The organism is Bradyrhizobium sp. KBS0727 (genome assembly GCF_005937885.2).
Lineage (GTDB): Bacteria > Pseudomonadota > Alphaproteobacteria > Rhizobiales > Xanthobacteraceae > Bradyrhizobium.
In genome coordinates, this window is record NZ_CP042176.1 from 4,460,478 (window position 1) to 4,486,031 (window position 25,554).

At 61.6% G+C, this 25,554-nt stretch carries 24 protein-coding genes and 2 tRNA genes; 10 read left to right on the forward strand and 16 right to left on the reverse strand.

Annotation, left to right across the window (positions count from 1 at the left end; translation table 11 throughout):
- Positions 1-368 precede the first annotated feature (368 nt).
- Genes FFI89_RS20890 through FFI89_RS20905 form a run of 4 tightly spaced genes read right to left on the reverse strand, consistent with a single transcriptional unit; the run spans position 369 to position 6,590 of the window.
- Positions 369-3,521, reverse strand: a complete 3,153-nt coding sequence (locus FFI89_RS20890) for an efflux RND transporter permease subunit (protein ID WP_138829537.1) — start codon at positions 3,519-3,521, stop codon at positions 369-371.
- Positions 3,518-4,594, reverse strand: coding sequence for an efflux RND transporter periplasmic adaptor subunit (locus FFI89_RS20895; RefSeq protein WP_138829538.1), 1,077 nt, complete (start codon positions 4,592-4,594; stop codon positions 3,518-3,520). Before FFI89_RS20895 ends, FFI89_RS20890 begins: the two co-directional genes overlap by 4 nt.
- Positions 4,591-5,724: an efflux RND transporter periplasmic adaptor subunit gene (locus FFI89_RS20900; protein WP_138829539.1), complete on the reverse strand. Its 1,134-nt coding sequence runs from the start codon at positions 5,722-5,724 to the stop codon at positions 4,591-4,593. Before FFI89_RS20900 ends, FFI89_RS20895 begins: the two co-directional genes overlap by 4 nt.
- On the reverse strand, positions 5,721-6,590 hold the full coding sequence (locus FFI89_RS20905; RefSeq protein ID WP_246669208.1) for a sensor histidine kinase: 870 nt from the start codon (positions 6,588-6,590) through the stop codon (positions 5,721-5,723). Before FFI89_RS20905 ends, FFI89_RS20900 begins: the two co-directional genes overlap by 4 nt.
- A gap of 217 nt (positions 6,591-6,807) precedes the next feature.
- On the opposite strand from FFI89_RS20905, the gene FFI89_RS20910 reads away from it, so the two are divergent.
- On the forward strand, positions 6,808-7,470 hold the full coding sequence (locus FFI89_RS20910) for a TetR/AcrR family transcriptional regulator (protein WP_138829540.1): 663 nt from the start codon (positions 6,808-6,810) through the stop codon (positions 7,468-7,470).
- 17 nt (positions 7,471-7,487) lie between these two features.
- Here FFI89_RS20910 and FFI89_RS20915 read toward each other — a convergent pair whose 3' ends face one another.
- The 3 genes from FFI89_RS20915 to FFI89_RS20925 are packed head-to-tail and all read right to left on the reverse strand — an operon-like array spanning position 7,488 to position 8,942.
- Positions 7,488-8,141: a TetR/AcrR family transcriptional regulator gene (locus FFI89_RS20915; protein WP_138829541.1), complete on the reverse strand. Its 654-nt coding sequence runs from the start codon at positions 8,139-8,141 to the stop codon at positions 7,488-7,490.
- Between the two features lie 11 nt (positions 8,142-8,152).
- Positions 8,153-8,605, reverse strand: coding sequence for a hypothetical protein (locus tag FFI89_RS20920; protein ID WP_246669209.1), 453 nt, complete (start codon positions 8,603-8,605; stop codon positions 8,153-8,155).
- Positions 8,595-8,942: a hypothetical protein gene (locus tag FFI89_RS20925; protein WP_246669210.1), complete on the reverse strand. Its 348-nt coding sequence runs from the start codon at positions 8,940-8,942 to the stop codon at positions 8,595-8,597. The genes FFI89_RS20920 and FFI89_RS20925 overlap by 11 nt, the downstream gene beginning before the upstream one ends.
- 118 nt (positions 8,943-9,060) lie before the next feature.
- Here FFI89_RS20925 and FFI89_RS20930 point away from each other — a divergent pair, with 118 nt between their 5' ends.
- From FFI89_RS20930 to FFI89_RS20935, 3 genes are all read left to right on the forward strand, one after another.
- The gene (locus FFI89_RS20930) at positions 9,061-9,264 is read left to right on the forward strand and encodes a hypothetical protein (RefSeq protein ID WP_138829542.1); all 204 of its coding nucleotides are present in this window, start codon (positions 9,061-9,063) and stop codon (positions 9,262-9,264) included.
- Positions 9,261-9,398, forward strand: a complete 138-nt coding sequence (locus tag FFI89_RS34490) for a hypothetical protein (RefSeq protein WP_168212974.1) — start codon at positions 9,261-9,263, stop codon at positions 9,396-9,398. The genes FFI89_RS20930 and FFI89_RS34490 overlap by 4 nt, the downstream gene beginning before the upstream one ends.
- A gap of 89 nt (positions 9,399-9,487) precedes the next feature.
- Entirely contained in the window at positions 9,488-10,090 is a 603-nt protein-coding gene (locus tag FFI89_RS20935; protein WP_138829543.1) for a PepSY domain-containing protein, read from the forward strand.
- Positions 10,091-10,358: 268 nt separating this feature from the next.
- Here FFI89_RS20935 and FFI89_RS20940 read toward each other — a convergent pair.
- Together FFI89_RS20940 and FFI89_RS20945 are read right to left on the reverse strand one after the other, a co-directional pair.
- Positions 10,359-10,432 (reverse strand) — tRNA-Gly (locus FFI89_RS20940).
- A 432-nt stretch (positions 10,433-10,864) separates the two neighbouring features.
- Positions 10,865-11,065 carry a hypothetical protein gene (locus FFI89_RS20945; protein WP_138829544.1) on the reverse strand — a complete coding sequence of 67 codons (201 nt, stop codon included), beginning with the start codon at positions 11,063-11,065 and terminating at the stop codon, positions 10,865-10,867.
- Positions 11,066-11,296: 231 nt separating this feature from the next.
- Here FFI89_RS20945 and FFI89_RS20950 point away from each other — a divergent pair, with 231 nt between their 5' ends.
- Positions 11,297-11,692, forward strand: a complete 396-nt coding sequence (locus FFI89_RS20950) for a YciI family protein (RefSeq protein ID WP_138829545.1) — start codon at positions 11,297-11,299, stop codon at positions 11,690-11,692.
- A gap of 140 nt (positions 11,693-11,832) precedes the next feature.
- A complete protein-coding gene (locus FFI89_RS20955; RefSeq protein ID WP_138829546.1) occupies positions 11,833-12,849 on the forward strand; it encodes an outer membrane beta-barrel protein in 1,017 nt (338 codons plus the stop codon).
- 12 nt (positions 12,850-12,861) lie between these two features.
- Here the strand turns inward: FFI89_RS20955 and FFI89_RS20960 are convergent, their stop codons facing one another.
- A complete protein-coding gene (locus FFI89_RS20960) occupies positions 12,862-13,959 on the reverse strand; it encodes an LLM class flavin-dependent oxidoreductase (protein ID WP_138829547.1) in 1,098 nt (365 codons plus the stop codon).
- Between the two features lie 208 nt (positions 13,960-14,167).
- Positions 14,168-14,253, reverse strand: a tRNA-Tyr gene (locus FFI89_RS20965).
- A gap of 294 nt (positions 14,254-14,547) precedes the next feature.
- Between FFI89_RS20965 and rlmB the strand changes: the two genes are divergently transcribed.
- The gene (gene rlmB / locus FFI89_RS20970) at positions 14,548-15,378 is read left to right on the forward strand and encodes a 23S rRNA (guanosine(2251)-2'-O)-methyltransferase RlmB (protein WP_138829548.1); all 831 of its coding nucleotides are present in this window, start codon (positions 14,548-14,550) and stop codon (positions 15,376-15,378) included.
- A 60-nt stretch (positions 15,379-15,438) separates the two neighbouring features.
- Here the strand turns inward: rlmB and FFI89_RS20975 are convergent, their stop codons facing one another.
- Together FFI89_RS20975 and FFI89_RS20980 are read right to left on the reverse strand one after the other, a co-directional pair.
- Positions 15,439-15,897, reverse strand: coding sequence for a hypothetical protein (locus tag FFI89_RS20975; protein WP_138829549.1), 459 nt, complete (start codon positions 15,895-15,897; stop codon positions 15,439-15,441).
- Positions 15,898-15,947: 50 nt separating this feature from the next.
- Positions 15,948-16,412, reverse strand: coding sequence for a hypothetical protein (locus FFI89_RS20980; protein ID WP_138829550.1), 465 nt, complete (start codon positions 16,410-16,412; stop codon positions 15,948-15,950).
- A gap of 244 nt (positions 16,413-16,656) precedes the next feature.
- Between FFI89_RS20980 and FFI89_RS20985 the strand changes: the two genes are divergently transcribed.
- The gene (locus tag FFI89_RS20985; protein ID WP_138829551.1) at positions 16,657-18,309 is read left to right on the forward strand and encodes an alkaline phosphatase family protein; all 1,653 of its coding nucleotides are present in this window, start codon (positions 16,657-16,659) and stop codon (positions 18,307-18,309) included.
- A gap of 89 nt (positions 18,310-18,398) precedes the next feature.
- On the opposite strand, the gene FFI89_RS20990 is transcribed toward FFI89_RS20985, so the two are convergent.
- Positions 18,399-20,054, reverse strand: coding sequence for a glycosyl hydrolase family 17 protein (locus FFI89_RS20990; RefSeq protein ID WP_371721464.1), 1,656 nt, complete (start codon positions 20,052-20,054; stop codon positions 18,399-18,401).
- A gap of 256 nt (positions 20,055-20,310) precedes the next feature.
- Here FFI89_RS20990 and FFI89_RS20995 point away from each other — a divergent pair, with 256 nt between their 5' ends.
- Entirely contained in the window at positions 20,311-21,726 is a 1,416-nt protein-coding gene (locus tag FFI89_RS20995; protein ID WP_371721466.1) for a GH1 family beta-glucosidase, read from the forward strand.
- 129 nt (positions 21,727-21,855) lie between these two features.
- On the opposite strand, the gene FFI89_RS21000 is transcribed toward FFI89_RS20995, so the two are convergent.
- Positions 21,856-22,845: an ABC transporter substrate-binding protein gene (locus FFI89_RS21000; RefSeq protein WP_168212975.1), complete on the reverse strand. Its 990-nt coding sequence runs from the start codon at positions 22,843-22,845 to the stop codon at positions 21,856-21,858.
- A 413-nt stretch (positions 22,846-23,258) separates the two neighbouring features.
- Here FFI89_RS21000 and FFI89_RS21005 point away from each other — a divergent pair.
- Positions 23,259-24,201 (forward strand): IS630 family transposase gene (locus FFI89_RS21005; protein WP_138829554.1). Its coding sequence is split into 2 segments (ribosomal slippage): positions 23,259-23,594 and positions 23,596-24,201, totalling 942 coding nucleotides; the frame shifts between segments, so codons are not numbered across the junction.
- A 12-nt stretch (positions 24,202-24,213) separates the two neighbouring features.
- Here the strand turns inward: FFI89_RS21005 and FFI89_RS21010 are convergent.
- On the reverse strand, positions 24,214-25,527 hold the full coding sequence (locus FFI89_RS21010) for a serine hydrolase domain-containing protein (protein WP_371721468.1): 1,314 nt from the start codon (positions 25,525-25,527) through the stop codon (positions 24,214-24,216).
- Between the last annotated feature and the right edge of the window lie 27 nt (positions 25,528-25,554).

Here is a 25,554-nt window from a genome sequence, read left to right on the forward strand (position 1 = left end):
GTTTTGATGAGCTCGCACCTGTCTGAAAACAGCGGTGGGGGAATATGCGAGATACGAAAAACAGTCGGTCGAAAAGCGAGCAACAGAAAATGTAAAGCTGCCTTTGTCAGAATGAGATCATCAAAAAAAGAGCCGACCCTCTCGCTAAGTCTATGAAAAGGCTGGAGCGGGTGAAGGGAATCGAACCCTCGTATTCAGCTTGGAAGTCGGGAAATCCTGTAGCGTTTTCAACGGCCGTTCTGACAATTTTCGGCGTTTTGGCCCATTGAGATCCTTACAGAATTTCTCGTCGTCAGAATACCGGTTGCGAGCGTCGCGCTGACGGGCAGCGTCAAGAGTGCCTTTCGGGCCATGGTGTTTTCCTTCTTCTAGAATTGCGTCTCGAGAACCGGCGCCGGCTCGTTCTGCGCGGATACCCGCTCCGACGACGGGGGGTGTTGCGTCAAGTCCACAACCTCCCGCGTCGGCTGGCTATCGTCGTGAACAGGGTAGATCCGGAACCACGCCACATAGAGTGCCGGCAGGAACAACAGCGTCAGCAGCGTGCCGATAATGATGCCGCCCATCATCGCGTAGGCCATCGGGCCCCAGAAAATCTCGCGCGCGATCGGAATCAGCGCGAGACTTGCGGCGGCCGCGGTCAGCAGGATCGGCCGCATGCGATGCTCGGTCGCTTCCACAACGGCGTCCCAGGCCGGGCGCCCCTCCTTCCTCAAATCCTCGATCTGCACGATCAGGATCACCGAGTTTCGGACCAGGATGCCGATCAGCGCCAGCACGCCAAGGATGGCAACGAAGCCGAGAGGTGCGCCGCTCGGTAGCAGAGCCATGACGACGCCGATCACGGCGAGCGGCGCGACCGCAAACACCAGGAACAGGCGGTGGAAGCTCTGCAGCTGAATCATCAGGACGGTGGCCATGACGAAGAGCATGAGCGGAACGACCGCCACGATCGGCGCCTGGCTCTTGGCGCTCTCCTCGACGGAGCCGCCGATTGCCACCGAATAACCCGCCGGCAGTTCTTTGCCGAACTCCGCCACCCTCGGCGCCAACTGATCCATGATTGTCTTCGGCTGGACGTTGGTGACGACGCCAACCTTCAGCGTGATCGTGGGAATCCGCGCGCGGCGCCAGATCGTCGGCTGTTCGATTTCGTAGCGCAGGTTGGCCACGGCCCCGAGCGGCACCGACTGCCCGCCGAGCCCGGTTAACTGCAGATCGCGCAGCGTGTCGATCGAGGCGCGCTCTGCCTTGGTGGCGCGTCCGGTGACATTGACCAGATAGATGCTGTCGCGAACCTGTGTGATCGGGCTGCCCTCGAGCACCGAGTTCAGGGTCGTGGCGATGTCTTCCGAGGTCACGCCGAGCTGGCGCGCCTTGTCCTGGAGAACGTCGACCTTGACGACGCGCGAAGGCTCCATCCAGTCGAACACGACGTTGCCGAGATCGGGGTTGCTGCGGACGATGCCGGCGAGTTTCTGCGAGAGATCCCTGACCTTGGCGACGTCTGGTCCGCTGACGCGGTATTGCACGGGACGTCCCACCGGCGGACCGACCTCGAGCAACTTGACGTAGGTGTCGGTGCCCGGAAACGTCTTCCTCAGATATTCCTCAAATTGCGCCTTCACCAGGTCGCGCGCCTTGATACCACCCTTGGTCACGACCACTTGCTGGCCAAACCATGTATTGGCGGTCTGCACGTCGAATGACAGCACGAAACGCGGCGCGCCAATACCGACGTAAGACGACCATTGTTCCACCGAGCCATTGCCCTGCAGCTGTTCGCGCTCAAAGCGCGCCATCTGCGCATTGGTGTCGGCGATCGAAGCGTTCTGCGGGAGATTCCAGTCGATCACCAGTTCGTCGCGGTCCGATGACGGAAAGAACTGCTGCTGCACGAAATTCATGCCGAACAACGCGACGAGGAAGGCTGCAACCGTCACGCTGACGGTGATCCAACGGCGATGCATGCAGACGAGCAGCAGGCGGCCGAACATCTGCGCCAGCCGGCCCTTCTCCTCATGGTGGCCCTTTATCTTGGCCGGCAGGATGGTGACGCCGAGCAGCGGGGTGAACAGCACCGCGACGATCCACGACACGATTAGGGAGACCGCAATCACCACGAACAGGGTGAAGGTAAATTCGCCGGCATTGCTGCTGTTCAGTCCGATCGGGATGAAGCCCGCGACGGTGACCAGCGTGCCCGTCAGCATCGGAAAAGCGGTCGACGTATAGACGTGGGTCGCCGCCTTTTCCAGGGGATCGCCGACCTCCAGTCGGGCCACCATCATTTCGACGGCGATCATGGCGTCATCGACCAGCAGGCCGAGGGCGATAATCAATGCACCAAGCGAAATTCTCTGCAATGAAATGCCGGCATAGGCCATCACCACGAAGGTGATGGCGAGAACCAGCGGGATCGCAATTGCGACGACGAGCCCGGCGCGCATGCCTAAGCTGAGAAAGCTGATGGCGAGAACGATGACCACGGCCTCGAACAGCGCTTCGGTGAATCCCGAGACGGCATGCTCGACGACAACAGGCTGATCGGCGACCAGATGAACGCCGACGCCGATCGGCAGGTCGGCAATGACCTTTGACATTTCCTCCTTCAGCGCCTCGCCGAAGTGAAGCAGGTTTGCGCCGGACTTCATGCCGATGGCAAGCCCGATCGCGGGCTGGCCGTTGTACCTGAACAAGGTCTTGGCCGGATCGGCATAACCGCGCGTGATGGTCGCGACGTCAGTCAGGGGAAAGAAGCGGTCGTTGATCCGGAGATTGACCGCGTTCAGGCTTGCCTCCGACGTGAACCGGCCGTTCACCCGCACGCTGATCCGCTCAAGCCCCTCCTGGAACACCCCGGACGGCGCGACCGCGTTTTGTCCCTGCAGAGAGGCCATGATCGAGTGGACGTCGAGGCCAAGGGCCGCGATCTTCCGGGTGGAGAATTCGAGATAAATCACTTCGTCCTGCGCGCCGAGAACGTCGACCTTGCCGACATCAGGCACGGTCAATACCTTGGCGCGGACAGCTTCGACCTCGTCACGCAACTGACGCTGCGTCAACCCGTCGCTGGTGAAGGCATAGATGTTACCGAATACGTCGCCGAAGCGATCGTTGAAGCCCGGCCCGATGACCCCTTGCGGGAATTCGCCCCTGATATCCGCGATCATGTTGCGGACGCGGACCCAGGTCGGCTTGACGTCGGCAGCCTTTGTGGTGTCTCGCAGATAGACGAATACGGTGGTCTGGCCCGCGACCGTCACGCTCTTGGTATAGTCGAGCGATTCCAGTTCCTCGAGCTTCTTTTCGATCCTGTCGGTGACCTGGCGCGTCATCTCTTCGGGCGATGCGCCCGGCCACTGCGCCTGGATCACCATGGTCTTGATGGTGAAGTCGGGATCCTCCTGACGGCCCAGCTGAAGGTAGGCAAAGAGGCCGGCCGCCATGAAGGCGAACATGAAATACCAGACGAGCGAACGATGTCGGAGTGCCCAGTCGGAAAGGTTGAACGACTTCATGGCTTCTGATCCTGTTCGATACGGACTTGTTGTCCTTGTTTGAGGCTGTGGATTCCAGCGGTCACAATGCGCGCGCCGGGATAAAGTCCGTCGGTAACGCGGGCACCGACGGGGTCCCCCGCGAGATCGACCTTGTGCAGCGACACGGTGCTCGCAGGCTGATCGACGACCCAGACGAAATTCGCGCCATCCTTGGCGAGCACCGCTGAGGCGGGGACGCGCAACGTCGGGCTTTGCGCTTTGTCGAGCTTCGCCGTCACGGTCGTGCCCAAGCGGAAGCTTTCAGGGGGATCGTTCAGGGCGATGCGGACTCGCCGCAGCCGCGTTACAGGGTCTGCCTGCGGGGCGATCTCGCGAACCCTGCCTTCGACCTGAACGGCCGGGAGCAACTGCAAGCCGACTGTGAATGGCAACTCAATTTCAAGCGGCACTGGGAAATCCTCCCCGATATCGACCACCGTCTCCCTGACGTCGGGCCTCGCAACCGTCACGACATTTTGGCCGGGAGAGACCACCTGCCCGACTTCTGCGCCCACCGCAGTGACCACGCCGGCGAAATCGGCCTTGAGCTGGACATAGCTCCGTTGCTCGATGGCCTTGATCAGGTTCGCCTGTGCGTGCGCCACCGACGCGGCGGCGCCGGCCCGCGCCTGCTCGGCATTGTCGAGCGTCTGTTTTGTGGTGGCGTCGGTTGTGATGAGGATTCGCTGCCGCTCTTCCGTCGCCGTAGCGGTCGCCAGCTGCGCCTCGGCCTTCGTAAGCTCAGCCTTGGCCGAGCGTACCGCAAGCTCCAGCGCCGTGGGATCGATGACACCGACAGTTTGTCCTTTGCTGACGAGGTCACCAACGGAGACGGGACGCCCGGTCAGACGTCCCAAGACGCGGAACGCGAGATTGGTCTTGTACTGCGGCTCGACAACGCCCACGGCGACCATGCCGTCCGTGCGGCTCGGCTCAAGGACCATCGAGAGCACGGGCCGGACGGGTTCCGGCGCTTTCGCCTCCTGCTGACATCCAGCCAGCACCAGCGCGGATACGAGCGTGCCGGTTGCAATCATGGCGCGTCTCTTCATGACCGGTCTCCTTCATATGTCACGGCCTGGCCAACGCTCAGCAGCTTGCCGCCATCGATCACGACGCGCTCGCCAGGTTCGAGGCCGGCTCTGATCAGCACTTCGCGGGCTTCATAACCGCCGATCGTTACCGGCTTGAGCGCAGCCGTTTTGGTCGCCGGATCGACGGTCCAAACCGCGGGCTTCGATCCCGCCGCCGCCAATGCACTCCAGGGCAATGCGATTTGCTGCTGGGCTTTCGCCTTGACGGTTCCCGCAACGGCGCTTCCAAGCGTCATCGCTGCCGGCGGATCCTGGATCGCAATCTTGACGCGGATGGTCGCGCTCTTCGCATCGATCGCGGGCGAGACTTCCCTGACATGCCCGTTCGCCGTCGCGCCTGCGTCGGAGACAAGCGCCAACGATACGCGGCTGTCGTCGAGATCGCCAAAGAAGAGGGATTCGTAGACGTCGAAGACGGCATCCCGCTCACCGTCCTGCGCCAGCGAGAAAACCGGCTGCGCGGCCTGAACGACCTGACCGACTTCGAGATTGCGCGCGGTGACCACGCCGGCCGCTTCGGCGCTCAACGCGGTATGGCCGAGGGCGTCTTTCGACGTTCCGAGCGCAGCTTTTGCTGCCTCAAGCGCACCTTCTGCGGTTCGCAATCCTTCCTGCGCCTGATCGTAGACCGTCCGCGTGGTGAAACCGCTGGCGATCAGCGCCTTTTGCCGTTCGAAGGTCGCCCTGGCCACGCGCAACTGGGATTCTGCGGCTATGACCGCTGTGGTCGCGGCATCGACATCGGCCTGCTGCTCGGCCGGATCGAGCAGAGCCAGCACTTCGCCGGCCTCGACGTGAGCGCCGACATCGATATAGCGCGCGAGCACACGTCCGCTGACGCGGAACGAGATATCTGTGCGAAACCGGGCCTGGATTTCGCCGGTCAGGGTGACGGAGGCTTGTCGGTCGCGCGGCTGCACGATCTCCGTATGCACGATCGCAGCGCGCGTGACGGGAGCAGCTGCATGGTCATCGCAACCACTCAGCGCGATTGCAACGAGCGCGACCGCCAGGCCACCGGCACCCCTCAGCCCACGTTTGCGGGCCGCTTGATCGATTTCGGCGTGGTTCGCAGCATGATGTTTCATAGCAAGTCCATCCGGTTAGCGGGTGACAACAACTCGCCCAGCGCATCCGCCGCTGGACCGGCAGAGACCAGTTGGGCTCCGCGAGCCGGAAGTTGATCCGGTCGTGTTGCAACGGGGCGGCTGTCCCGATCCGGGGAGCTTGCACCTGTGCGGCGTGCCGCGGTATCGGATGGGCTGACACTCTGCCGGCGAGGTGACCGTATGATGCGACGCTTCGCTATTGCACCGTTCGCCGGCCGCTCACGCTCTGACAGCGGAAACGAGAGAACGACGGACGTGAATTCATCGCCGGAGCCGTGCTCGACGCGGCCGCCGAGACCCCTGGCGAGATCATTGCTGATCCGCAGTCCCCGCCCCGTGGCGCCCCATGCCGGCCGCGACCCGTTGTCCAAGACGACGCAATTCGCTACCGCCCCGATTCGTGTCAGCTTGACCCTGATTTCTCCGGTCCGCGCCTCGAAGCACGCGTGCTTCGCGGCCTCGGTTACCAGTCCATGGACGATCAATCCGAGCCGCCGGCATCGCTCCGGTTCGAGTGGAAGCGATTCGGTTGCGACTGAAAGCCGGATATTCATCCGGTCCAGCAACGATCGGCGCAGGGCGGAGCCCATCATGCGGACATATATCGCGGCGTCGATCAGCGCCTTGCCCCTGGGCATTACGAGCGCCTGTTGCACATCGGCATAACCATGCAACAGTTCGACCACGTCGCTTAGGGCGTGCTTGGCCTCGGCCCCCTCGACCCGGACCGCCGCGGCCGCAACAAGGCTGATCGCCGAGGCGAGCCCGCTATTGATCCGGTGATTCAATTCGCGCAGCAGAAGGCCCTGCTCCACAATCGGCGAATCCGGGCTGCACACAGTCACGACGATCTCCTCGGGTTGTCCGGATGGGTGGCCGGCCGAACGCGCATGTTGGCGGTCAGCCGGTTATCCGGATGAGCTGGCGCAGGCCAAACAATCAAGGCCAGCCTGCGTCGAAGATAAATTAAACTATACCGTATATTTTCTTTTCATTGCATTTCTCTCCCGGGCGTGTCAAGTGGGATCTGGACGCGCACAAACTCGTGATTAGGAGACGGTGATGGCAAAGAACAAAAGCCCGAAACGCGGCAGACCGCCCAAGGACCTTGCCGGCGACGTCCAGGCGCGGATTCTCGATGCAGCCCAGCAGCTCTTTCTCGAGAAAGGGTTTCGGAGTGCCAGCATCGACGACATCTCCGCGTTGGCCCCCGCGAGCAAACCGACCATCTATGCGCATTTCCCCGGCAAGGAGGCGCTGTTCGTGGCTGTGGTGGCGCGGACGATCAACGGATTGACAGATTTCGAGGGGTTCACGCCGGCAGGCCGCACCATCCAGGAAAAGCTCGCCAATCTCGGAATCGAGATCGTGGAGCGATTCGTCGAGGACACGTTGGACCTCACGCGTGCGACGATCGCCGAGGCGCGGCGATTTCCCGAGTTGAGCCGAAATGTTCACGACGCGGCGCGCGACCGTGCGGCTGGGGCAGTATCGCAGCTCTTGAACGAGGCAACGCAGAGGAGCGCGCGCTCACCTAAAGGACCATTCAGCCCAAAGCGGAGCGTAGCGACCGCGCAGATGTTCATGGATCTCATTCTGCTTCCAATGCTTATGAGATCTCTGATGGGTGAGGACCTGAAGGACCTCAGAAAAGAGCTACCGACGTTCCTGCACGAACGGGTCAATTTCTTTCTTGCGGCTTGCGAGGCAGACTGGAGGCCGTGAATCAGCCACTCCGCTCGCTATCCTTGCGCCACGGCTTTGGGACGTAAGTCGGCGGCCAGGTCGATCGACTGAACCCACGGTACGTGATGCAGGCCGCCTGCGCAGAAATCCATCATCTCGTCAAACGCGGGCCGAACGTTGGCCGCGTTGATCCGCGATGGATTGAGATATCCGTCCATTGCTTCAAGCAGGCAACAAGTCATCGCCATCGGACTTCCCGGTCGCAGTTCACCGCTCGCCTGTCCGCCAGCAATGATCGTGCGCACAAGCCCCCGGATACGGTCTGCGTAAGACTGTGCGACTGCCCAGTTCTCGCGCACCGCCGTAGCGACCAATTCGTGTAGTTTGCTGTCGTTCTCCAGCCGATGTTCGTGCAGCTGCGAGATTGCGCTCAAAGTGGCCGTTAGACGCTCCAGAGCCGAACCGCTCAAGAGAGCCGCAAGCGTTGCGGCCGCGGAGACCTGTTCGAACAGATCCGCCACGACCGCCTCTTCGATCGCCTGCTTGGAAGCGAAGAAGCGGTAGACGTTGGCGGGCGACATCGACGCGCCGCGAGCGATATCGGCGACGGTAGTCTTCTTGAACCCGATTTGGCGGTGCAATCGGGTCGCTGCTTGCACGATCCGCTGACGAACGCACCGCGATCCGGCCAGAGGTACGCGTTCCTGCATCGCTTGGGACCTCAGTGAGATGGGATCGAATGCAATTCGCGTCGGCAGGCTTCCCCGAAGCCACGCAAGGGATCCATTTCCTCCAAGAACTCAGGCAGATCGCCAAATTCGCGGTTTGGTGACAGGTAGGTTTCGATGATCAGGCGACCTGCCCGCTCCGCGGCTTGAACCACTTGATCGTTGGACAGAATCCTCATCCGCCCTATGAGCGCATACAGATTGACCAGTTGCGGAATCTCGGATTTGTCGCTGACGAGCGCATCGGCGTAGACCCGGGAGGCTTCCTCGATGAAGCTTCGATAGAGCCGCTCGCGCTTGGAAATCGACCGGGCATAGTGACGCTGGTGAAGCCTGCGGCGCCGGGTCACCCATCCGGTTACGATCGTGGAGATCGCTCCGAAGGCCGAGCCTCCGAACGCGGCGAAAGCGGGAGCATACATAGTGTTCATCCGATCATTCCTCATCTCTTGCGACCCGGCCGACCCGGGGCGATCCCATGGTCCTGACCGAAGCAGTGGGCGCAGCGTGCTCGAAGACGGCGCGGCAGGCATCGCCGAGTTCTGACCGTCTTTGCCTGAGACAGGCTTCCACGCTCGTGGCGTCGGGGATGTAGCTCGCGCACAGCCGGAAGGCGTCGGGCGCGCATGCGGCCCTCTGCTCGGCCGTGCCGCGGTTCTCCTCCGCAAGGACCGTCCCGTTGGCGAACAAGGCCGCCAGCACGACGACCAATCTGTATTTGAACATATCGAGTCCTTTCTCCGGCTGACGCATCAGCGTTCCGAACGGGACGCGCAGCGTCATGCTCCGATGTCCGTCCGACCGAACGGGCCGAAGGGCGTTTGTGAGCCCTCGCCCTTGACACATTCCCGGACGTAGGTTTATATGAACTATACGGTTTAGTTTACTTTGGAGCTCTGAAATGTCAACCCTGTTGTTGTTCGCAAGTGAAAATCCATGGCCGGGGCTTGCCGTCGCATCCGTGAACCTGGTCGCGGCGCTCTTCCTCGTGAGCCTGAGCGTGCTGCTGGCCATTGCGATTTCTTTGCTCGCTTGGCTGCACGCGCTGGTCGACCCAGAGGCGATGCCGATCGGATGGCGAGTCGAGCTGAGGGCCACCCCATGACCCCGGCCCTTCTTTTCAGTCGCGATTGCATCATCTATTCGGTCAACGTGTGGCTCCTGCCCGTCGAATGTGTCTTCAACATCATCGAGGCGGAGCTGGCGCGCAGAGGCGTCCAGCTTTACCCGCCCGAATAGCGCACCGTGCGCGCCAGCCGATGGCGCATTGCCCACACATTAATAACCCCACCGGCCAGTTTTTGATCGCGAGCCACTGGATGCACCTCATGTCCAAGAAGAAATTGTTAGCCACTATCGTTTGGTCCGCCACCCTTGCTGCTACGGGCGCGATGGCCGATGTCACCCATACACCGTTGGACGCCGCAAATCGGGGCGTAGCAGTGCAGCGCGATGACGAGCAGCTAGTCATTCATCGCGTGCTCGAGCAATTTCGCGCGATAAAAATACCGCTCAGCAAGGCGTTGGCGATCGCCGAACGTTTACATGACGGTTCAAGGACCGCGGACGTTAGCTTTGAGATATCTGGTCCGGCCAGTTATCGCGTGCGGACGGTAGGAAATGAGCGAATCTGGGAAAATGTCATAGATGCGGATACCGGAAGCGTCACGGAAAAGGAAATTTCATCATCGCTGAGGGAGCTCGACCGCGAGGATCTGAGCAACATCGTTGCCCTGAAGTCCGTCAAGCAGGAACTGTCGGACGCCGTACGCATCGCCGAGAAAGCTGCAGCAGGAAGCGCTGTTGCCGGAGGGCTGGTGAAGCAGGACGGCAAACTCAACTTCGTCGTCGTCGTCGCCAGTAATGATCACTTGAAGGAAGTCATGCTCGAACCGCCCAGAGCCGGTAAGCAAGGCGCAACTCCCCGCTAGGCGACGCAGGTCTGAACCGATGAACCAGATCGCTGTTACCGCGACCCGATGTTTTAGAGATCACAAGCCCAACGGCGAACATCGGCAGCCGTCGCCATGCCGACCACGGGTCACGCTTATCGCGGATGTTTATCGTGAATGAGAGCCACTTCAAGTAGTGTCTGAAAACACTCGCGAACTTGCATCAGCCTTCAGCCGCGACATGTCAAAATTGTCAGAATGGCGCCAGGACGGAAATTAAAATCCCTGGCTAAGTCATTGAAACGCTTGGAGCGGGTGAAGGGAATCGAACCCTCGTATTCAGCTTGGAAGGCTGCTGCTCTACCATTGAGCTACACCCGCGCACGGGGCATCCCCTAACACGCCGCGCAGGCCGCCTCAACCCGCCTTGCGGGCGCCGTCCGTGCCCGGCAAACGGCGCTTGTTCCCCGGCTTCCGCGCCGGTTCAGGGCTTAACAGCGGCAGAATCGCCGCTTATATTGATGTTTCCACAACCAATGAAAGGAGGTGATCCAGTGTCTCTTACCAAGCGCTGTCACCTCGCTGGGATCGCCCGCTAGGCTCTGCGAGGCCAACAGGCTTTGAAGGCTTGTAGGTTTTGAAGACCTGGCATCGGGGCGCTCTCAGCCCTGGACCAGCGAGCACAAATAGTAGGGCGCGACGGGAGCAATCCCGCCGCGCCTTTTATTTTGATGATGTCATTCCGGGGCTCGCCGGCGGTCATGTGCGGGAATTTCGTTCCTGGAAGGCTTGCGATCAGGGCGGAGCTTGCGGTCAGAAGCCGCAGAGATTGACCGAACGCGGTCGCGGGCCGCGGCGGTTCTCGACGATTCGCTCGCCACCGTTGATGGCCGAGCTGCCGTAGTAGCGGTGATGGCCGGTGACGTCATGCCAGTCGCCGACTTGCGACGACGCGGATGGCCGCGCTGAAGATCTGGCGGCATCGCAGATGATCGAGGCTGGTTCGCGGGGCATGACCGTCTCCATGAGTGGTGCGCAGTTCCTGCGTTCTGCTCATCGGTCGCGCCCTTCCTGCGGTGCGTTCACGGCGTCGGCAATATATCGTGTTTCCGGAGTGTTTCTTCGGCCTCCTGCAACCGGCACATGGCGGCATGGTGCCACGTTTCAAAATCCGGCCTGTCGGGATAGGCCCTGTCCAGACGTCCTTGAGCGGCAGCCTATCCCGCAAGCAAACGAGGAGAACCCATGCTTTACGCCATTCTGGCCTATCACGTCGAAGCCGAGGTCATGTCCTGGACGCCGGAGGAGGACGCGGCGCTGATGGTCAATCTGCTCGCCGTCCATGACCGGCTCAACACGCAGAAACTGCTCGGCCCGTCGGCGCGGCTGGGCGCTACCGCCAAGGCCCGCACCCTGCGCGGCCCGGGCGCCGGCATGGTCCTCGACGGGCCGTTTGCCGAGACCAAGGAGCAGTTGCTGGGACTATACGTGGTCGACTGCACCAGTGAGGACGCAGCACTCGACGTCGCGCGCGACTTGCACCGGGTCAATCCGTCGGCGGTCTACGAGATCCGCCCGATCTCGCTTTACATCCCTGGCGCGGAGATCCCGGAAACTGCGAGTGGGGATAGTGAGAGCTGAAGGAGGCTTCCGCAGTCGTGAGGCGCGGTACAGATTGGGAGGATCAGGTAGCTTCTTAATGACCTAGAACTCAAGGAAGCATCTTGTGTCCTTCTCCACCCGATTGTAACGTTTCTACTATACAATCTGGGGGTGGGTAAATGTTTGGTCTTGGGGCCTTTAAATCGGGAATTTTCATTTGCGCTGCAGCGGCAAGTATAGCTTGGAACGGAGCGGCGATAGCCGAGTCATCTGCAAGTGACGCTGTTCTCGAAAAATTGGCAGCCTTGGAAGCTCGTATTGCTGCTCTTGAAACAAAGAATCGCGAATACAAGCGGGAGGTGGAGGAGGTGCACGCGCTCGCGAGACATGCCACCGAAAAAGCTGTTCGACTATCGAATGCTGCAATTCCGCTCCCGGCCAGCGGCAATATCTCAAGTCCACTGACCAATGCAGCGCCCGTCACTTGGTCGGGATTGGTATGGGGAGGCTCGGCTGGTGGCGCAGCAACTCAATCACGCGTCGGGTCGGGCGAGCATATCGTGAATACCTTCCCCCCGAATTTCAGTGGCTTCGACTCTGCAAGCACGTCTGGCCCTGCCCGTGGCGGTGGAGCAATGCTTGATCTGTTTGTCGGGTGGAATACAGAACTATCAAAATCATTCGTCGTCGGTGGTCAACTTGAGGTCACAGCATCCAATCTGAATTTTAGTTCGTCGGGAACCAAGAGCTATACCTATTTCGATGGAAATGGACCGACCGGAGCGACTGCGACTGGTGACTTTAGACCGCAGGTCACGTCACGGTGGATGGCTTCAGCTTTAATTCGTGCCGGTTTTCTGGTGGATGAGCGCACGCTTTTCTACGGCCTTGGTGGATGGACCTTAGCTCAATTTGAAAATCATAACGTAACCGACAACCCGTTCTATCAGCCCCAAGAGACATTCATGGCTAACGGATGGGCCGCAGGCGCAGGCATTGAGCGGAAGCTAGATTCACATTGGAGTGTAAGGGCGGAATATAGATACACTCACTTCGGCGCCCAACACACAGCAGACAATTTCCTTTTTCAAACAAATTTTGCAACGACTCAGTCATACAAGCGGGGCACACAGTACGATCAATCGATGCAGGCTGGCCGGATTGGCATCGCCTACGCGTTTAACCCGTTCATGTAGGGCAGCCCACCACTACTGCCGCAAGCCGGCCTGCCGCAGCAGCGGCAGCACGCGGTCGATGAAGAACGGCAACTCGTCCCTGAAATTGACGAAGGACAGCGTCACGCCGTCGATCCCCGCGGCGTTCAGCCACAGCAATTCGTCGACGATTTTCTCGGGCCGGCCGATCAGCGGATGCGAACTTAACCCTCCGGCATAGCGCTTGCGCTCGTTGAAGATCTCGTTGGTGTCGAGCTGGCGATTCCTGCGCGACATGTTCATGTGATAGTCGACCGCTTCTGTGTCGGCATTCGCAACTGCATAATGCTGGTAATAGTCTTCCGCCTCGCGATCGGTCTCGCGGCAAACCACATGCGTCGTGGTGATGATCTGCAAGGGACGGCCTTCGGCGTCGCGCTGGGCGGCCAGTGCCCGCACCGGCGCCAGCCCCTCGCCGGCGACGCCGAGCACGGTGACCAGGAGGTCGCTGGTCTTCATCGCGAACGCCCGCCCCGCCGGCGAGGACGCCGCCGACATCGTCAGCGGACGCGGGCGCTGCACCGGCTGCGGTTTTCCGATCACGCCGGTCAATCTGTAGAACTCGCCGTCGTGATCGAATCGCTCCTTCGAGGTGAAGATCCGGTTCATCACCTCGAACCATTCGAGCCCCTGCTCGTAGCGGCGATCGTGCTCAGCCAGCGCATGCCCGAACATGTCGAACTCGCCCTGATTCCATCCAGCCACGATGTTGAGCCCGGCGCGGCCGCCGCTGACATGGTCGACCGTCACCAGCGCCTTCGCCGCGAACACCGGATGCACCACCGGTACATGCACCGTGGAAAAGATCGTGATCTGTTCGGTCATCGCGCTCAGCGCGGAGGCAAACGTAAACGTCTCGAAGCACAGCGTGCGGACATCGAGTTCGCCGCCAAATCCCTTCCAGCGCGCGATCGGCAGGATGAATTCGAAGCCGGCGCGGTCGACCATTTTGGCGACCTCGGCAATGTCAGCCCAGTCCGCCCGCCAGCGCTCCGGCACTTTGGTAATGGCAATGCCGCCATCGGCGTTGAGGGAAAACAGGCCAAGCTTGAGCTTGTTGGCATTGTGAAGCGCGTTGGCTGGTGCGGGCACGCGGGAGGCCTGTGGCGGTTCTCGATCGAGATCAGAGAATTAGGGTGCAGGTATCCTGCTACGGGATGTCGGCCGATGCAAATGGGGAAGAGACCGCTGAAAAGGCGCTGGTCCGTTTACGCTTTCGCTGCGCTCAAGCTACGCCGGACACGCTTCGTCCTGATGGTCTAGCGTGGCTGCGCCACGCGTAGCCCGTCAGGGCGAAGCGTGGTGGGGGAAGAAGGACTCGAACCTTCGAAGTCATAAGACGGCTGATTTACAGTCAGCTCCCTTTGCCACTCGGGACACTCCCCCGTCCAACAGCATCGCAAGTCTGACCGCTAAGAGGCGGCGGATCAGGCCATGGATGACGTTAAATCCGGGAGCCGATGGCGAACTCCCGGTCGGGCGCGTTTATGGGCGAAGGGGGGTAGCAAAGTCAACCAAGGCAAGCCATCAAATCCGCCGTCTGGAGCCCCGTCGGTTCCGACCGGGCTCCAGCCTCTTGTTTGATGCGTTTTCTTGACGCGAACCGGTGCCCACTTCGCTCGAAAACGCTATGGAAGGCCCAAATTGCCATAATCCGGAACCCGTGACAGAAGCTTCCTTATGAGTGATCGCGATCGAAAACCGCCGTTCCGCCGTGGCGGCGGCAAACCCTTCGAAAAGGGCCGAAAACCGGGCGGCCGGCCGGTCTGGCGGGACCGGGAGGCCGGCTCCGACGGTCCGGTGATTCTCTATGGCTGGCACACGGTTTCGGCCGCCTTGGCCAACCCGGCGCGCGGGATCCGCAAGCTGTTGCTGACCGAGAACGCCGCCCGCCGGCTCAGTGACGAAAATATCGACACCAGGGTACCCCCGGAAATCGTCCGGCCCAGCGTTATCGACGCGCGGCTCGGGCCGGACGCCGTCCACCAGGGCCTGCTGGCGGAGGCCGATCCCTTGCCCTCGCCTGACCTCGAGACGCTGCCCCAGGAAGGCATCGTCCTGGTGCTCGACCAGATCACCGATCCGCACAATGTCGGCGCCATCCTGCGCTCGGCCGCGGCGTTTGCGGTCAAGGCGATCGTCACCACCAACAGGCACAGTCCGGAGGCGACCGGCGTGCTGGCGAAGTCGGCCTCCGGCGCGCTGGAAATGGTGCCGCTGGTGACGGTGCAAAACCTCGCCCGCGCGCTGAACGAGCTGAACGATTTGGGCTTCCTGACGGTCGGTCTCGACAGCGAGGGCTCTACCGACCTCGCCGCGGTCGAACTGCGGCAGCCGCTGGCGCTGGTGCTCGGCGCCGAGGGCAAGGGCCTGCGGCAATTGACGCGCGAGACCTGCAGCGTGGTGGCGCGCCTCGACATGCCCGGCGAGATCAAGAGCCTCAACGTGTCGAACGCCGCGGTGCTGGCGCTCTATATCGGCGCGAGCCGGCTCGGGCTGATGGGCCGGTAAAAAAACGACGCCCGCTCGCTTGAAGCGAACGGGCGCTGAAATCTTCAACCGATCAATCGATCAGTAGTAGCGGCGCAGCACGTGGCGGCCGTAATACGGCGAGTAGCCGTGGTGGTAGCCCATGCGCGACGCATGATAGTAGCCGACTCGCGGAGCCCACGGGCGATAGTGGCGGTAGCCGTAACGAGCGCCGTAGCCGTAACCCTGCCGGTAGCCATAGTTATACGGACGGGCATAGCCGTAACCGGAGACCGAACCTTCTTCATAGACCCGAGCCGGCGCGAAGTCGCCCGGACCGGTATAGGTCGGGCCCTGGTTGACGTAATAGTACTGCTGCTCCGGAGCGGCGAGCCGCTCATAGGCCCAGCCGCCACCGCCGCAGGGGTTGCAGCCGTAATCGACGACCGGCGCCGGCGCGACGTAGACCGGTGCTCCGCAAGGGGTGTAACCGCACGCAAAGGCGGGCGCCGCGGCCATGACGGCAACCGCCGCAACCAATCCAGTAAATAATTGACGCATTACTCTCTCCTGTAGGTGTTTTCGTTGTCGTAGTTTCTTGAACTGTTTTCTCAGCGTGGAACGTTCCGCGGAATGCGCGGCCTGAAATCGTGACCGTCCTGCTGTTGCGGCGCGTAGATAATTGCCGGCGGTTCGACCGGCACGCTGGACTGCGCCGGCAGCGGCGCCGACTGCGCCGACCATGATTGATGATAACTCTCGGCCGGCTGCGGCAAGCGGCGGTTGGCCGGCGGTTCGACTTCCAGGCGCCCGTAACCGGGCAAATGGCCTGCGCTCGGATAGTAATGGCCGACGTTCGGAACCGGATCGATGTAGCGGCCACCGTAAATGGTCGGCTGCACATGGTTGCGCCTCGCGAGACCCCAATCGCCCTCGACCACCGCATAGGATGCATCGACGCCGTTAATGATGATGGGCACGCCGGCGCGACCGGGAATAACGATGTCAAAGCCGCCGCCGGCAAACGCCGTCGACGTCATCGCGATCAAGATTGCCAGTGTTACGCGAACGCGCATTGCTCGGGATCCCCGCCTACCTCGATGTACAATCTAATCCAATGCACAACCTCAGGGGTTAAGGCGGCGGGCCAAACTGCCGGTAAGCCTAACGCGCCGGCCTCGATGCCGGTTCAATTCCGAGAAGTCGCGATAGCCAAACGTTAACGTCGCGGCCCCGGCCCGGCGGGGCGGCCGGCTTTATTGTCATTTGACCGGCAATATCGCACCATCGCCGCTCCCGAACCGCTGGAAGTGCCCGGACATGCCGCCCTCCCAAACGCCTGCGAAGCAGAGGCCTAAAAACGTGCTCTGGATCATGTGCGATCAGCTTCGCTACGACTATCTCGGCTGTACCGGCCATCCGGTGCTGAAGACGCCGAACATCGATGCGATGGCCAAACGCGGCGTGTTGTTCTCCAACGCCTATGTGCAGTCGCCGATCTGCGGCCCGTCGCGGATGTCGTTCTATACCGGCCGCTACATGCGCTCGCACGGCTCGCACTGGAACGGCTGGCCGCTGCGCGTCGGCGAGCCGACGCTCGGCGATCACCTGAAGAAGATCGGCGTCCGCAACGTGCTGGTCGGCAAGACCCATATGGCGCCCGACCTCGAAGGCCTGAAGAATCTCGGCATCGCGCCCGACTCGATCATCGGCGTGCACGTATCGGAATGCGGCTTCGAGCCCTATGAGCGCGACGACGGCCTGCATCCGACAGGACGCCCTCGCCCGGCCTACGACGACTATTTGCGCCGGCAGGGCTACAACGCCGACAACCCGTGGGAGCACTGGGCCAATTCCGGCGCCGACGCCGACGGGACCTTGCAGAACGGCTGGCTATTGGTTCATGCCGACAAGGCCGCGCGCGTGCCCGAGGAGCATTCGGAGACGCCCTACATGACGCGGCGCGCGATGGATTTCATCGCGGAGGCCGAGGACGACGGCCGCCCGTGGTGCCTGCATCTGTCCTACATCAAGCCGCACTGGCCCTATATCGCGCCGGAGCCTTATGCCAGCATGTACGCTGCCGCGGACGTGCAGCCTGCGATCCGGTCGGAGATCGAACGCGACAACGCGCATCCGGTGTTCGCCGCCTACATGAACATGCGCTACTCGAAGAACATGTCGCGCGACGAGGCCCGTGAAAAGGTCATTCCGACCTATATGGGCCTGATCAAGCAGATCGACGACCAGATGGGCGTGCTGATGCAGTTCCTCGAGACGCGCGGCCTGCTCGACACCACCATGATCGTGTTCACCTCGGACCATGGCGACTATCTCGGCGATCACTGGATGGGCGAGAAGGATCTGTTCCACGAACAGTCCGCCAAAATCCCGCTGATCGTGATCGATCCATCGGCGGCCGCCGACAGCACGCGTGGCACGGTGTGTGACGCACTGGTCGAGGGCATCGACCTGGCGCCGACCTTCATTGACTATTTCGGCAGCAAGCCGCCGGACCATATTCTGGAGGGGCGCTCGCTGCTGCCGCTGCTGCACGGCAAGCGGCCTGCCGACTGGCGCAGGATCGTATTCTCCGAATACGACTACGCCATGCAGGACGTCCGCGTGATGCTGGGACAACCGATCGAGCGCTGCCGGCTGTTCATGGTGTTCGACGGCCGCTGGAAATTGATCCACGCGTCGGGTTTTCGGCCGATGCTCTACGACCTCGAAAACGATCCGGAGGAATTTTTGGATCGCGGCACCGACCCGTCATGCGCCGACGTCGTCGCCCGGCTTCAGGCCGAGTTGTTCGACTGGGCGCTGCATCCGAAGGGACACATCACCACGTCGAACGAGAAGATCGCCAACTATGCCAGCCAGCAACTGCAGGTGAAAAACGGCGTGCTGATCGGCATTTGGGACGAGACCGAGCTCGGCGCCATCAGAGAGAAGATCGGGATGAAGCCTTGAGCGCGAGACGCCCGCATCAATGCAGCTGACCGGAGGCCACATTCGACCAGCGCTCGGACGGCGGCGCAGGAGACCTGCTCTCAGAAGGTCTACCCTCGGAAGGCTTGTTCGGACGATTTGCCTTCAGAAGGCCTGCCGTCAGAAGACTTGCCGTCGCGCGCCTGCAACAGTGTGACGCCAAGCAGGAGATACATCGCGCAGGTCCACAATGATTGCCAGTTGGCGGAACCTTCATTGAAGCCGATATAAACGGCCGTCAACGCGAGCACGCCTGCGAACACGACTTCGGCAATCGGGCGCACACCCGATCGCGGATGATTGAGCAGCGCCAGTGTCGCAAACGGCACGACGGCCATGGTCAGGGCCGCGAACGGAAAATCGCGCCAGCGTCCGTCGAACACCAGACCCAGCGCGGTTTCCACCGAGGTCAGCGTGATCGCGATCAGGGTGATGCCAAGGAGCGTCATCATCAAGGTCTGGGTTCGGCGTTCGGACGGCCCCAGGATATCGAGAAACGCCGGAACCGGGCGTCCCGACATCAAGGCTTGCGCCGACAGCAGTGGAGCGGCGATGGCTACTGTCAGCAGCGTGCCCTGGCGCAGCCAGCCATCGAAGCCGAAACTTTCATAGAGCAGCTTGTCGATGCTGACGCCAAGCAGAACCCCGCTTGTTGTCGCTGATATCGCGACCGCGATCCACGCGGCCAGTCCCGGCGACGACGGCCGGCGCCGCAGCGTCAAGCCTGCGGTGGCGAACACGAGGATGCAGAGCGCGAGCCCGCCCGCCATCTGCCACTTCCAGCGCGGGTAGTTGCCGATCGCAACGCCGGCCGGATATTTCAGCCGGCGATCTCCCGCATTGAACACGCCCCAATAGCCGCCCACAGTGCCTTCCCACCGGCGCTTCCACGGCTCGTCATAAGCCTCGAACAGATTGACGCGAAACTTCTCGACTCTCGCCCGTTCGAGAATCTCGGCAATAAAACGCGCCTGATTGATGCGGGACGCCACCGCGACCTCGCGCATCCGCCCCTGGCTCGGCCAGCCGGTCTCGCCGATCAGGATCTCCTTGCCGGGAAAGGCGACCGTCAACTGCTTGCGGACTTCATCGACATGCGCGGCCGCGTCTTCGGCGCGGGGCGGAACGTCTTCCCAATAGGGCAGGAAATGCACGGTGACGAAATCGACATCGGCCGCGATTTCCCGGTAGCGCAGCCAGAACTCCCAGACATCGGCGTAGGTCACGGGAACATGGAGGCGCGATCTGGCCGAGCGGATGAATTCACGCAGATCGGACACGGTCATCTCGCCGCGCAACAGCACCTCGCTGCCGACGATGACCGACGTGACCACGCCGGGGTGATCGTTGGCCAGCGCGACCGCGTGATTGATCAGCAGCAGGTTCTTGGCGCGATCGCGCCCGATCCAGATGCCAAGCAGAACCTTCAGCCCGGCTTTGGACGCAAGCTCGGGCACCTTGTCCAATCCGTTATCGATGGAATAGGTGCGGATACATTTGGTGACCTTGGCAAGCTCGCCGAGATCTTCCGCGATCTGCTCCGGACTGACGATCAGCTTTGGATTGTGCGGCGTCTGCTCGCCGCGGAACGGCGCGTAGGACACGCATTCCAGTTTGGCCTCGGGATCGATCGGCGCACGCACCAGGGTGACCGGCGAGGCCAGCCACCACCACGCCGCCGCAATGAATCCGATCGAAACGAAGAAGAGCGCCAGTGGCGTGCGCAAGGCTGTCGATCCTGTCCTCAGACGTGCTTACCGATGGGTGTTCACGCCGTTTGCGCGACTTCGCCTGACCTCGTAACATGTCAATTCGACCGGCATCAAGGTCGGCGACAAAGGGTGAGCTCCGCTTTTGCCGCATATTTGCCTCGATCCGAGCACGTGAAGCCGAGTCCTTGAAGCAATGTCTTTCCTAAAACCTTCCCGGCGCCAGTTCGCCAAAATCCAATTCTCCAAAATCTTGGGCTGGGCCACGCTCGGAATGTCTGACGCCACCGGGGCTCTCGGCGCCGACGCGCAGGCTGATTTGCCCAGAGAAAACCGAGGCGCCCCACCCGGCTTTCCGAACGGCTTTCTGTGGGGCACGGCCACGTCCTCCTATCAGATCGAAGGCGCCATCAATGAAGACGGCCGCGGCCCGTCGATCTGGGATCTGTTCGCGCACAGACCCGGCACGATCTCGGATCGCAGCACGGGCGATATCGCCGACGACCATTACCATCTGTACAAGCAGGATGTTCAGTTGATGAAATCGCTGGGCGCAAAAACCTATCGGTTTTCGATCGCGTGGCCGCGCGTTTTCCCTGACGGCACCGGCACGCCGAATCCGAAAGGTCTCGACTTCTACGACCGCCTGCTCGACGAACTCTCCGCCAACGGCATCGAGCCGTTTGCGACGCTGTATCACTGGGACCTGCCGCAGGCGCTCCAGACCCGGTTCGGCGGCTGGACTTCCCGCGACACTTCAAAGGCGTTCGCCGACTACACGGCCTACGTCGCAGGCCGCGTGAGCGACCGGGTAAAACACTTCTTCACGATCAATGAATGCTCCAGAACGGTTTCGCTCGGCCACGAATTCGGCTCCGACGCGCCCGGCCTCAAATTGCCGCGGGCGGAATTAAACCAGGTCCGTCACCACATCGCACTCGGTCACGGTCTTGCGGTGCAGGCGATCCGCGCCTCTGCCCGCGCCGGGACCCGGGTTGGCCCGGCGGAAAATGCCGTGAGCTGTATCCCCGCGATCGTAACACCCGCCAACATCCGCGCGGCCGAGACCGCGACGCGCGAACTCAATGCCGGCTATCTGACCGTGATGATGGAGGGAAAGTACACCGACGCATATTTGGCGCAAGCCGGAAAGGATGCGCCGAAATTCACGGCGGAGGATCTGCGCATCATTTCATCGCCGGTCGATTTCGTCGGACTGAATGTCTACATGCCCGACCATTACGTTGTCGCCGCCGACAACCCACGCGGCTTCACGCTGGCGCCGTTTCCCGCCTCGTTTCCGCATATGGACGCGCCCTGGCTCAAATTCGGCCCCGAGACGATGTACTGGGTGCCGCGCCATGTCGCGAAGCTGTGGAACGTGAAGTCGATCTACATCACCGAGAACGGCACCTCGGGGACTGACCAGGTAGCCGCCGACGGCAGCATCTCAGATCTCGACCGCGTGATGTATCTGCGCAACTACCTGACGCAGTTGCAGCGCGCGACCTCCGAAGGCGTGCCGGTGCAAGGGTATTTTCTGTGGAGCCTGCTGGACAATTTCGAGTGGTCGGACGGATTCGAAAAACGCTTCGGCCTCTACCGGGTCGACTTCGATACGCAAGCCCGAACGCCCAAGCTCAGCGCCTCGTTCTATCGCGAAACGATCGCGCGCAACGCGGTGGTGTGATTAGGGCGTGAACTCATAATTTGGAGTCGGCGGACGTCTGCTTTGGTGCGCATAACGGACTTAAGTCGGACATCGCGCCATGTCCGAAAAGTTGCCAACAAGAGACTCATGCACTGCAGCAAGGCATCGCTATTCGATCACCTCATCGGCGCGGGCGAGCATTGTCGGTGGCACGATGATGCCAAGCGCCTTCGCGGTCTTCAAATTGATCACCAGCTCGTACTTGGTCGGCTGCTCGACTGGCAGGTCGGCTGGCTTCGCCCCCTTGAAAATCTTGTCGATAAAGCCGGCGGACCGGCGATAAAGATCTCCAAGATCGGCCCCGTAGATCAGAAGGAATCCCGCCTCCGCCAACTCTCTCTGGAGCGAGGCGGCTGGCAAACGGTTCCTTAAAGCCATTTCTGCAATCTGGCCGCGATAGTTGAACAGCACACTATCTCCCTGCATGACGAAGGCCTGCGCGCGCTCCCTCACCATTGTCGCAAACGCTTGTTCAAGTTCGTCCAGCCCACGGGCTTCGACCGGAATAGTCGTCAACCCTAGTGTCCGGGCGGTCTCCGTCATCGCCGTCTGGCGATTCCGAAGGATCGCAACGTCCGGATTCCACAGAATACCCAAACGCGAGAGGTTCGGAAGAATCTCTTTCAGCAATTCAAACCGCTTGCCCAAAATCTCGCCACCCGCATCCGCGATGAGCCCGGTGACGTTCCCGCCGGGGCGCGCCAGACTGGCGACGAGTCCGGTGCTGACCGGATCGACACCGCTGATCATGACGATCGGGATGGCTGCGGTCGCCTTCATGGCAGCAACCGTGATCGGATTCCCCCCGCTGGTGACGATGATGTCCACGCCGAGCCGGACCAAGTCTGCCGCAAGCGCGGGCAGCCGTTCGACGTCGGCGTTGGCGAAACGGTATTCGATGACGACATTCTCGCCAACGCGATAGCCGAGGCTCCGCAAGCCTCCTTCGAACGCTTCAGTGAAGTTGAGCGTTGGCTCTCGGAACCCGGCCGAGAGGTACCCGATCCTGTAGAGCCGTCCCGCCGGTTGTTGCGCGTGCGCGGCAAGCGGGAGACTGGCCGCACCGCCGAAAAGTGTTATGAACTCGCGCCGCCTCATGTCCGCTCCCAAGGTCAGGTGACGGCATCGTAGCGGGTCAGTCGGGCACATTGATAGCCATGAAAGCCATTGCCGCACTGCACAGCCAATGTCGCAGTTGGGTCATTCGCGTCGATTTTGGCATGTCCGCAACATGTCCGGTTATTAGGTAATCTCGGAAGTGCCGATTGTCCGGTTTTGACGGTTGAAGGCATCGGTCAGAAAGTGATTCAACCGGGCAAACACTAGGACCGGATTACGGACGCGCTGGCCGCCGGTCATGACGCGGCGGTGCAGATGATTGATGCCTGGGCTGCGCGCTTATGACTCCGCGCCCTAGCTAGCTAGAGTGTTTCCGACTTTTTCTGAATCGGGGATTCCCAAATCAGGTGGGCTCTGATTCAATTTTCCTGCTGGGACGGAGGCCAGCAAGGATGGCGCGAGCATACTCACTGGATCTGCGTGAGCGTGTTGTCGGGTTGGTTGCGAGTGGTGAGACGTGCCGAGCGGTGGCAGAACTGTATGACGTCAGCGTTGCGAGCGTCGTGAAGTGGTCGCAGCGGGCGCGCGCGACGGGCAGTGCGGCGGCCAAGCCGATGGGCGGCAGGCGGCCTTACCTGCTGGAAGGCGAGCGCGACTGGCTGCTGGCTCGGCTGGCCGAGAAACCTGATCTGACCTTGCACGCGCTGCTGGCAGAACTTGGCGAACGCGGTGTCGCGGTGTCCTGCGACACGCTCTGGCGGTTCCTCAAGCGCCAGGGCATCAGCTTCAAAAAAAACCGTGTTCGCGGCTGAGCAGGATCGTCCTGATATCGCGCGCCGCCGCGCCTGGTGGAGACGGCACCAATCGAAAATCGAACCTACCCGTCTCGTCTTCATTGATGAGACCTGGGCCAAGACCAACATGACCCGTACCCATGGTTGGTGGCGACGGGGCATCCCGCTCAAGGCTCAGGTCCCGCACGGCCATTGGCGGACGATGACCTTCCTCGCAGCACTCCGGCACGACCGCATCGCTGCGCCCTGCGTCATCGACGGGCCGATCAACGGCGAGAGCTTCCGTGCCTATGTCGAGCAGTTGCTGGTGCCAACGCTCCAACCTGGCGACATTGTCGTCATGGACAATCTCGGCTCCCACAAGGGTCCCGCTATCCGAAGAGCTATCCGAGCTGCCGGCGCACGGCTCGTCTTCCTTCCGCCCTATAGCCCGGACCTCAATCCGATCGAGCAGGTCTTCGCAAAGCTCAAAACCCTGTTCCGCAAAGCCGAAGAGCGCACCATCGAAGGCGTGTGGCGCCAAATTGGCAGCCTTCTCCAACACTTCACACCGCAAGAATGCGCAAACTATCTGCGCAACGCTGGATATGCTTCCGTCTAAATCGGAAAGACTCTAGTCACCCTTCCGCAGTCCCTTGCCCAGCGCTTCGTACATCAGCGTCTTCAGCGCCAGTTGAATCCGCCCGCCCTGCGTCGGCGAATGTACCATGAAGATCGCGAACAGATCGTCGACGGGGTCGACAAAATAGAACGCGCCGCCGGCGCCGTCCCAGCGATATTCGCCGAGCGGCCACGTGGTGCCCGCCGGCGGCGACGTGCGCACCGCAAAGCCGAGACCGAAACCGCTGTTCGGGCTCGGAAAATAGAAGGGATCATGGAGAATTCCGGTCTCCGGGCCGATCTGGTCCTTCGTCATCAACGCCACCGTCTCGGGCTTGAGGTAGCGTTTGCCGTCCAGTTCGCCCTTGTTCAGCAGCATCTGCAGGAAGCGGGCGTAATCCCCGATCGTCGTGTTCAGGCCCGCGCCGCCGGATTCAAAGCGCCGCGGCAACGTCGGGTCCTTGATTCCCGCCAGCGGACGGTCAAAGAGATCGGCGGGCAACGGCCGCGCAATGCGCGGCCACTTCTTCTCGTCCGCGACAAAGTAATTGGTCTCGGACATGCCGAGCGGATCGAACAGCCTCTGCTTTTCGAACTGGAACAGCGACTGCCCCGACACCACCTCGATGACGCGGCCGAGCACATCGACCGAATGGCCATAGTCCCAGCGCGTGGCGGGCTGGTCGGCGAGCGGCAGTTTCGCGATGCGGTCGGCGAATTCGGCGTTGTCGAAATCGCCGTCGAACAGTTTCGGATTGCCGTAGAGCCTGCGCACCACGCCTTCGCCGTAGAAGCCGTAGGTGATACCCGATGTGTGCCGCAGCAGGTCCCTGATCGTGATCGGGCGCTTCAGCGGCACCAGCCTGAGCGGCCGCTGGCCGGCTTCGTCGGAATCGTCGACGCCCACTTTCGCATCGGCAAAGGCCGGAATGTATTTCGAGACGGGATCGTCGAGCGACAGCTTGCCCTCCTCCACCAGCATCATCGCGGCCACCGAGGTGATCGCCTTGGTCATCGAATAGACCTGAAAAATGGTATCCGGCGTCATTGGCGCTTTGGTTGCAGGGTCCCGCACGCCGAAACTTTCGAGACAGACCAGCTTGCCGTGCTGCTGGATCAGCAGGACGCCGCCGGGAATCTTGTTGGCAGCGATCTCTTTGCGGATGAGGTCGCCAAGACGGTCGAGCGCAGCGCGTGAAAGAGTAGGTGCCTGAGGAGGAGCTGATCCCGCCCTGCTTGTGCCCGGGGCCACGGCGGCGAACATCACGGTGACAAGCGCGAAGACGATCACGAAACGGCCGCGTCGCGAAGTTCCGGCGTCAGACATCAGCAACTCCCCGGGAGATTTCGAGCC

Coding starts and splice junctions, on each gene's coding strand:
- FFI89_RS20890 (WP_138829537.1), bottom strand. CDS start 3,521: ATGAAGTCGTTCAACCTTTCCGACTGGGCACTCCGACATCGTTCGCTC.
- FFI89_RS20895 (WP_138829538.1), bottom strand. CDS start 4,594: ATGAAGAGACGCGCCATGATTGCAACCGGCACGCTCGTATCCGCGCTG.
- FFI89_RS20900 (WP_138829539.1), bottom strand. CDS start 5,724: ATGAAACATCATGCTGCGAACCACGCCGAAATCGATCAAGCGGCCCGC.
- FFI89_RS20910 (WP_138829540.1), top strand. CDS start 6,808: ATGGCAAAGAACAAAAGCCCGAAACGCGGCAGACCGCCCAAGGACCTT.
- FFI89_RS20915 (WP_138829541.1), bottom strand. CDS start 8,141: ATGCAGGAACGCGTACCTCTGGCCGGATCGCGGTGCGTTCGTCAGCGG.
- FFI89_RS20920 (WP_246669209.1), bottom strand. CDS start 8,605: ATGAGGAATGATCGGATGAACACTATGTATGCTCCCGCTTTCGCCGCG.
- FFI89_RS20925 (WP_246669210.1), bottom strand. CDS start 8,942: ATGACGCTGCGCGTCCCGTTCGGAACGCTGATGCGTCAGCCGGAGAAA.
- FFI89_RS20930 (WP_138829542.1), top strand. CDS start 9,061: ATGTCAACCCTGTTGTTGTTCGCAAGTGAAAATCCATGGCCGGGGCTT.
- FFI89_RS34490 (WP_168212974.1), top strand. CDS start 9,261: ATGACCCCGGCCCTTCTTTTCAGTCGCGATTGCATCATCTATTCGGTC.
- FFI89_RS20935 (WP_138829543.1), top strand. CDS start 9,488: ATGTCCAAGAAGAAATTGTTAGCCACTATCGTTTGGTCCGCCACCCTT.
- FFI89_RS20945 (WP_138829544.1), bottom strand. CDS start 11,065: ATGCCCCGCGAACCAGCCTCGATCATCTGCGATGCCGCCAGATCTTCA.
- FFI89_RS20950 (WP_138829545.1), top strand. CDS start 11,297: ATGCTTTACGCCATTCTGGCCTATCACGTCGAAGCCGAGGTCATGTCC.
- FFI89_RS20955 (WP_138829546.1), top strand. CDS start 11,833: ATGTTTGGTCTTGGGGCCTTTAAATCGGGAATTTTCATTTGCGCTGCA.
- rlmB (WP_138829548.1), top strand. CDS start 14,548: ATGAGTGATCGCGATCGAAAACCGCCGTTCCGCCGTGGCGGCGGCAAA.
- FFI89_RS20975 (WP_138829549.1), bottom strand. CDS start 15,897: ATGCGTCAATTATTTACTGGATTGGTTGCGGCGGTTGCCGTCATGGCC.
- FFI89_RS20980 (WP_138829550.1), bottom strand. CDS start 16,412: ATGCGCGTTCGCGTAACACTGGCAATCTTGATCGCGATGACGTCGACG.
- FFI89_RS20985 (WP_138829551.1), top strand. CDS start 16,657: ATGCCGCCCTCCCAAACGCCTGCGAAGCAGAGGCCTAAAAACGTGCTC.
- FFI89_RS20995 (WP_371721466.1), top strand. CDS start 20,311: ATGTCTGACGCCACCGGGGCTCTCGGCGCCGACGCGCAGGCTGATTTG.
- FFI89_RS21000 (WP_168212975.1), bottom strand. CDS start 22,845: ATGAGGCGGCGCGAGTTCATAACACTTTTCGGCGGTGCGGCCAGTCTC.
- FFI89_RS21010 (WP_371721468.1), bottom strand. CDS start 25,527: ATGTCTGACGCCGGAACTTCGCGACGCGGCCGTTTCGTGATCGTCTTC.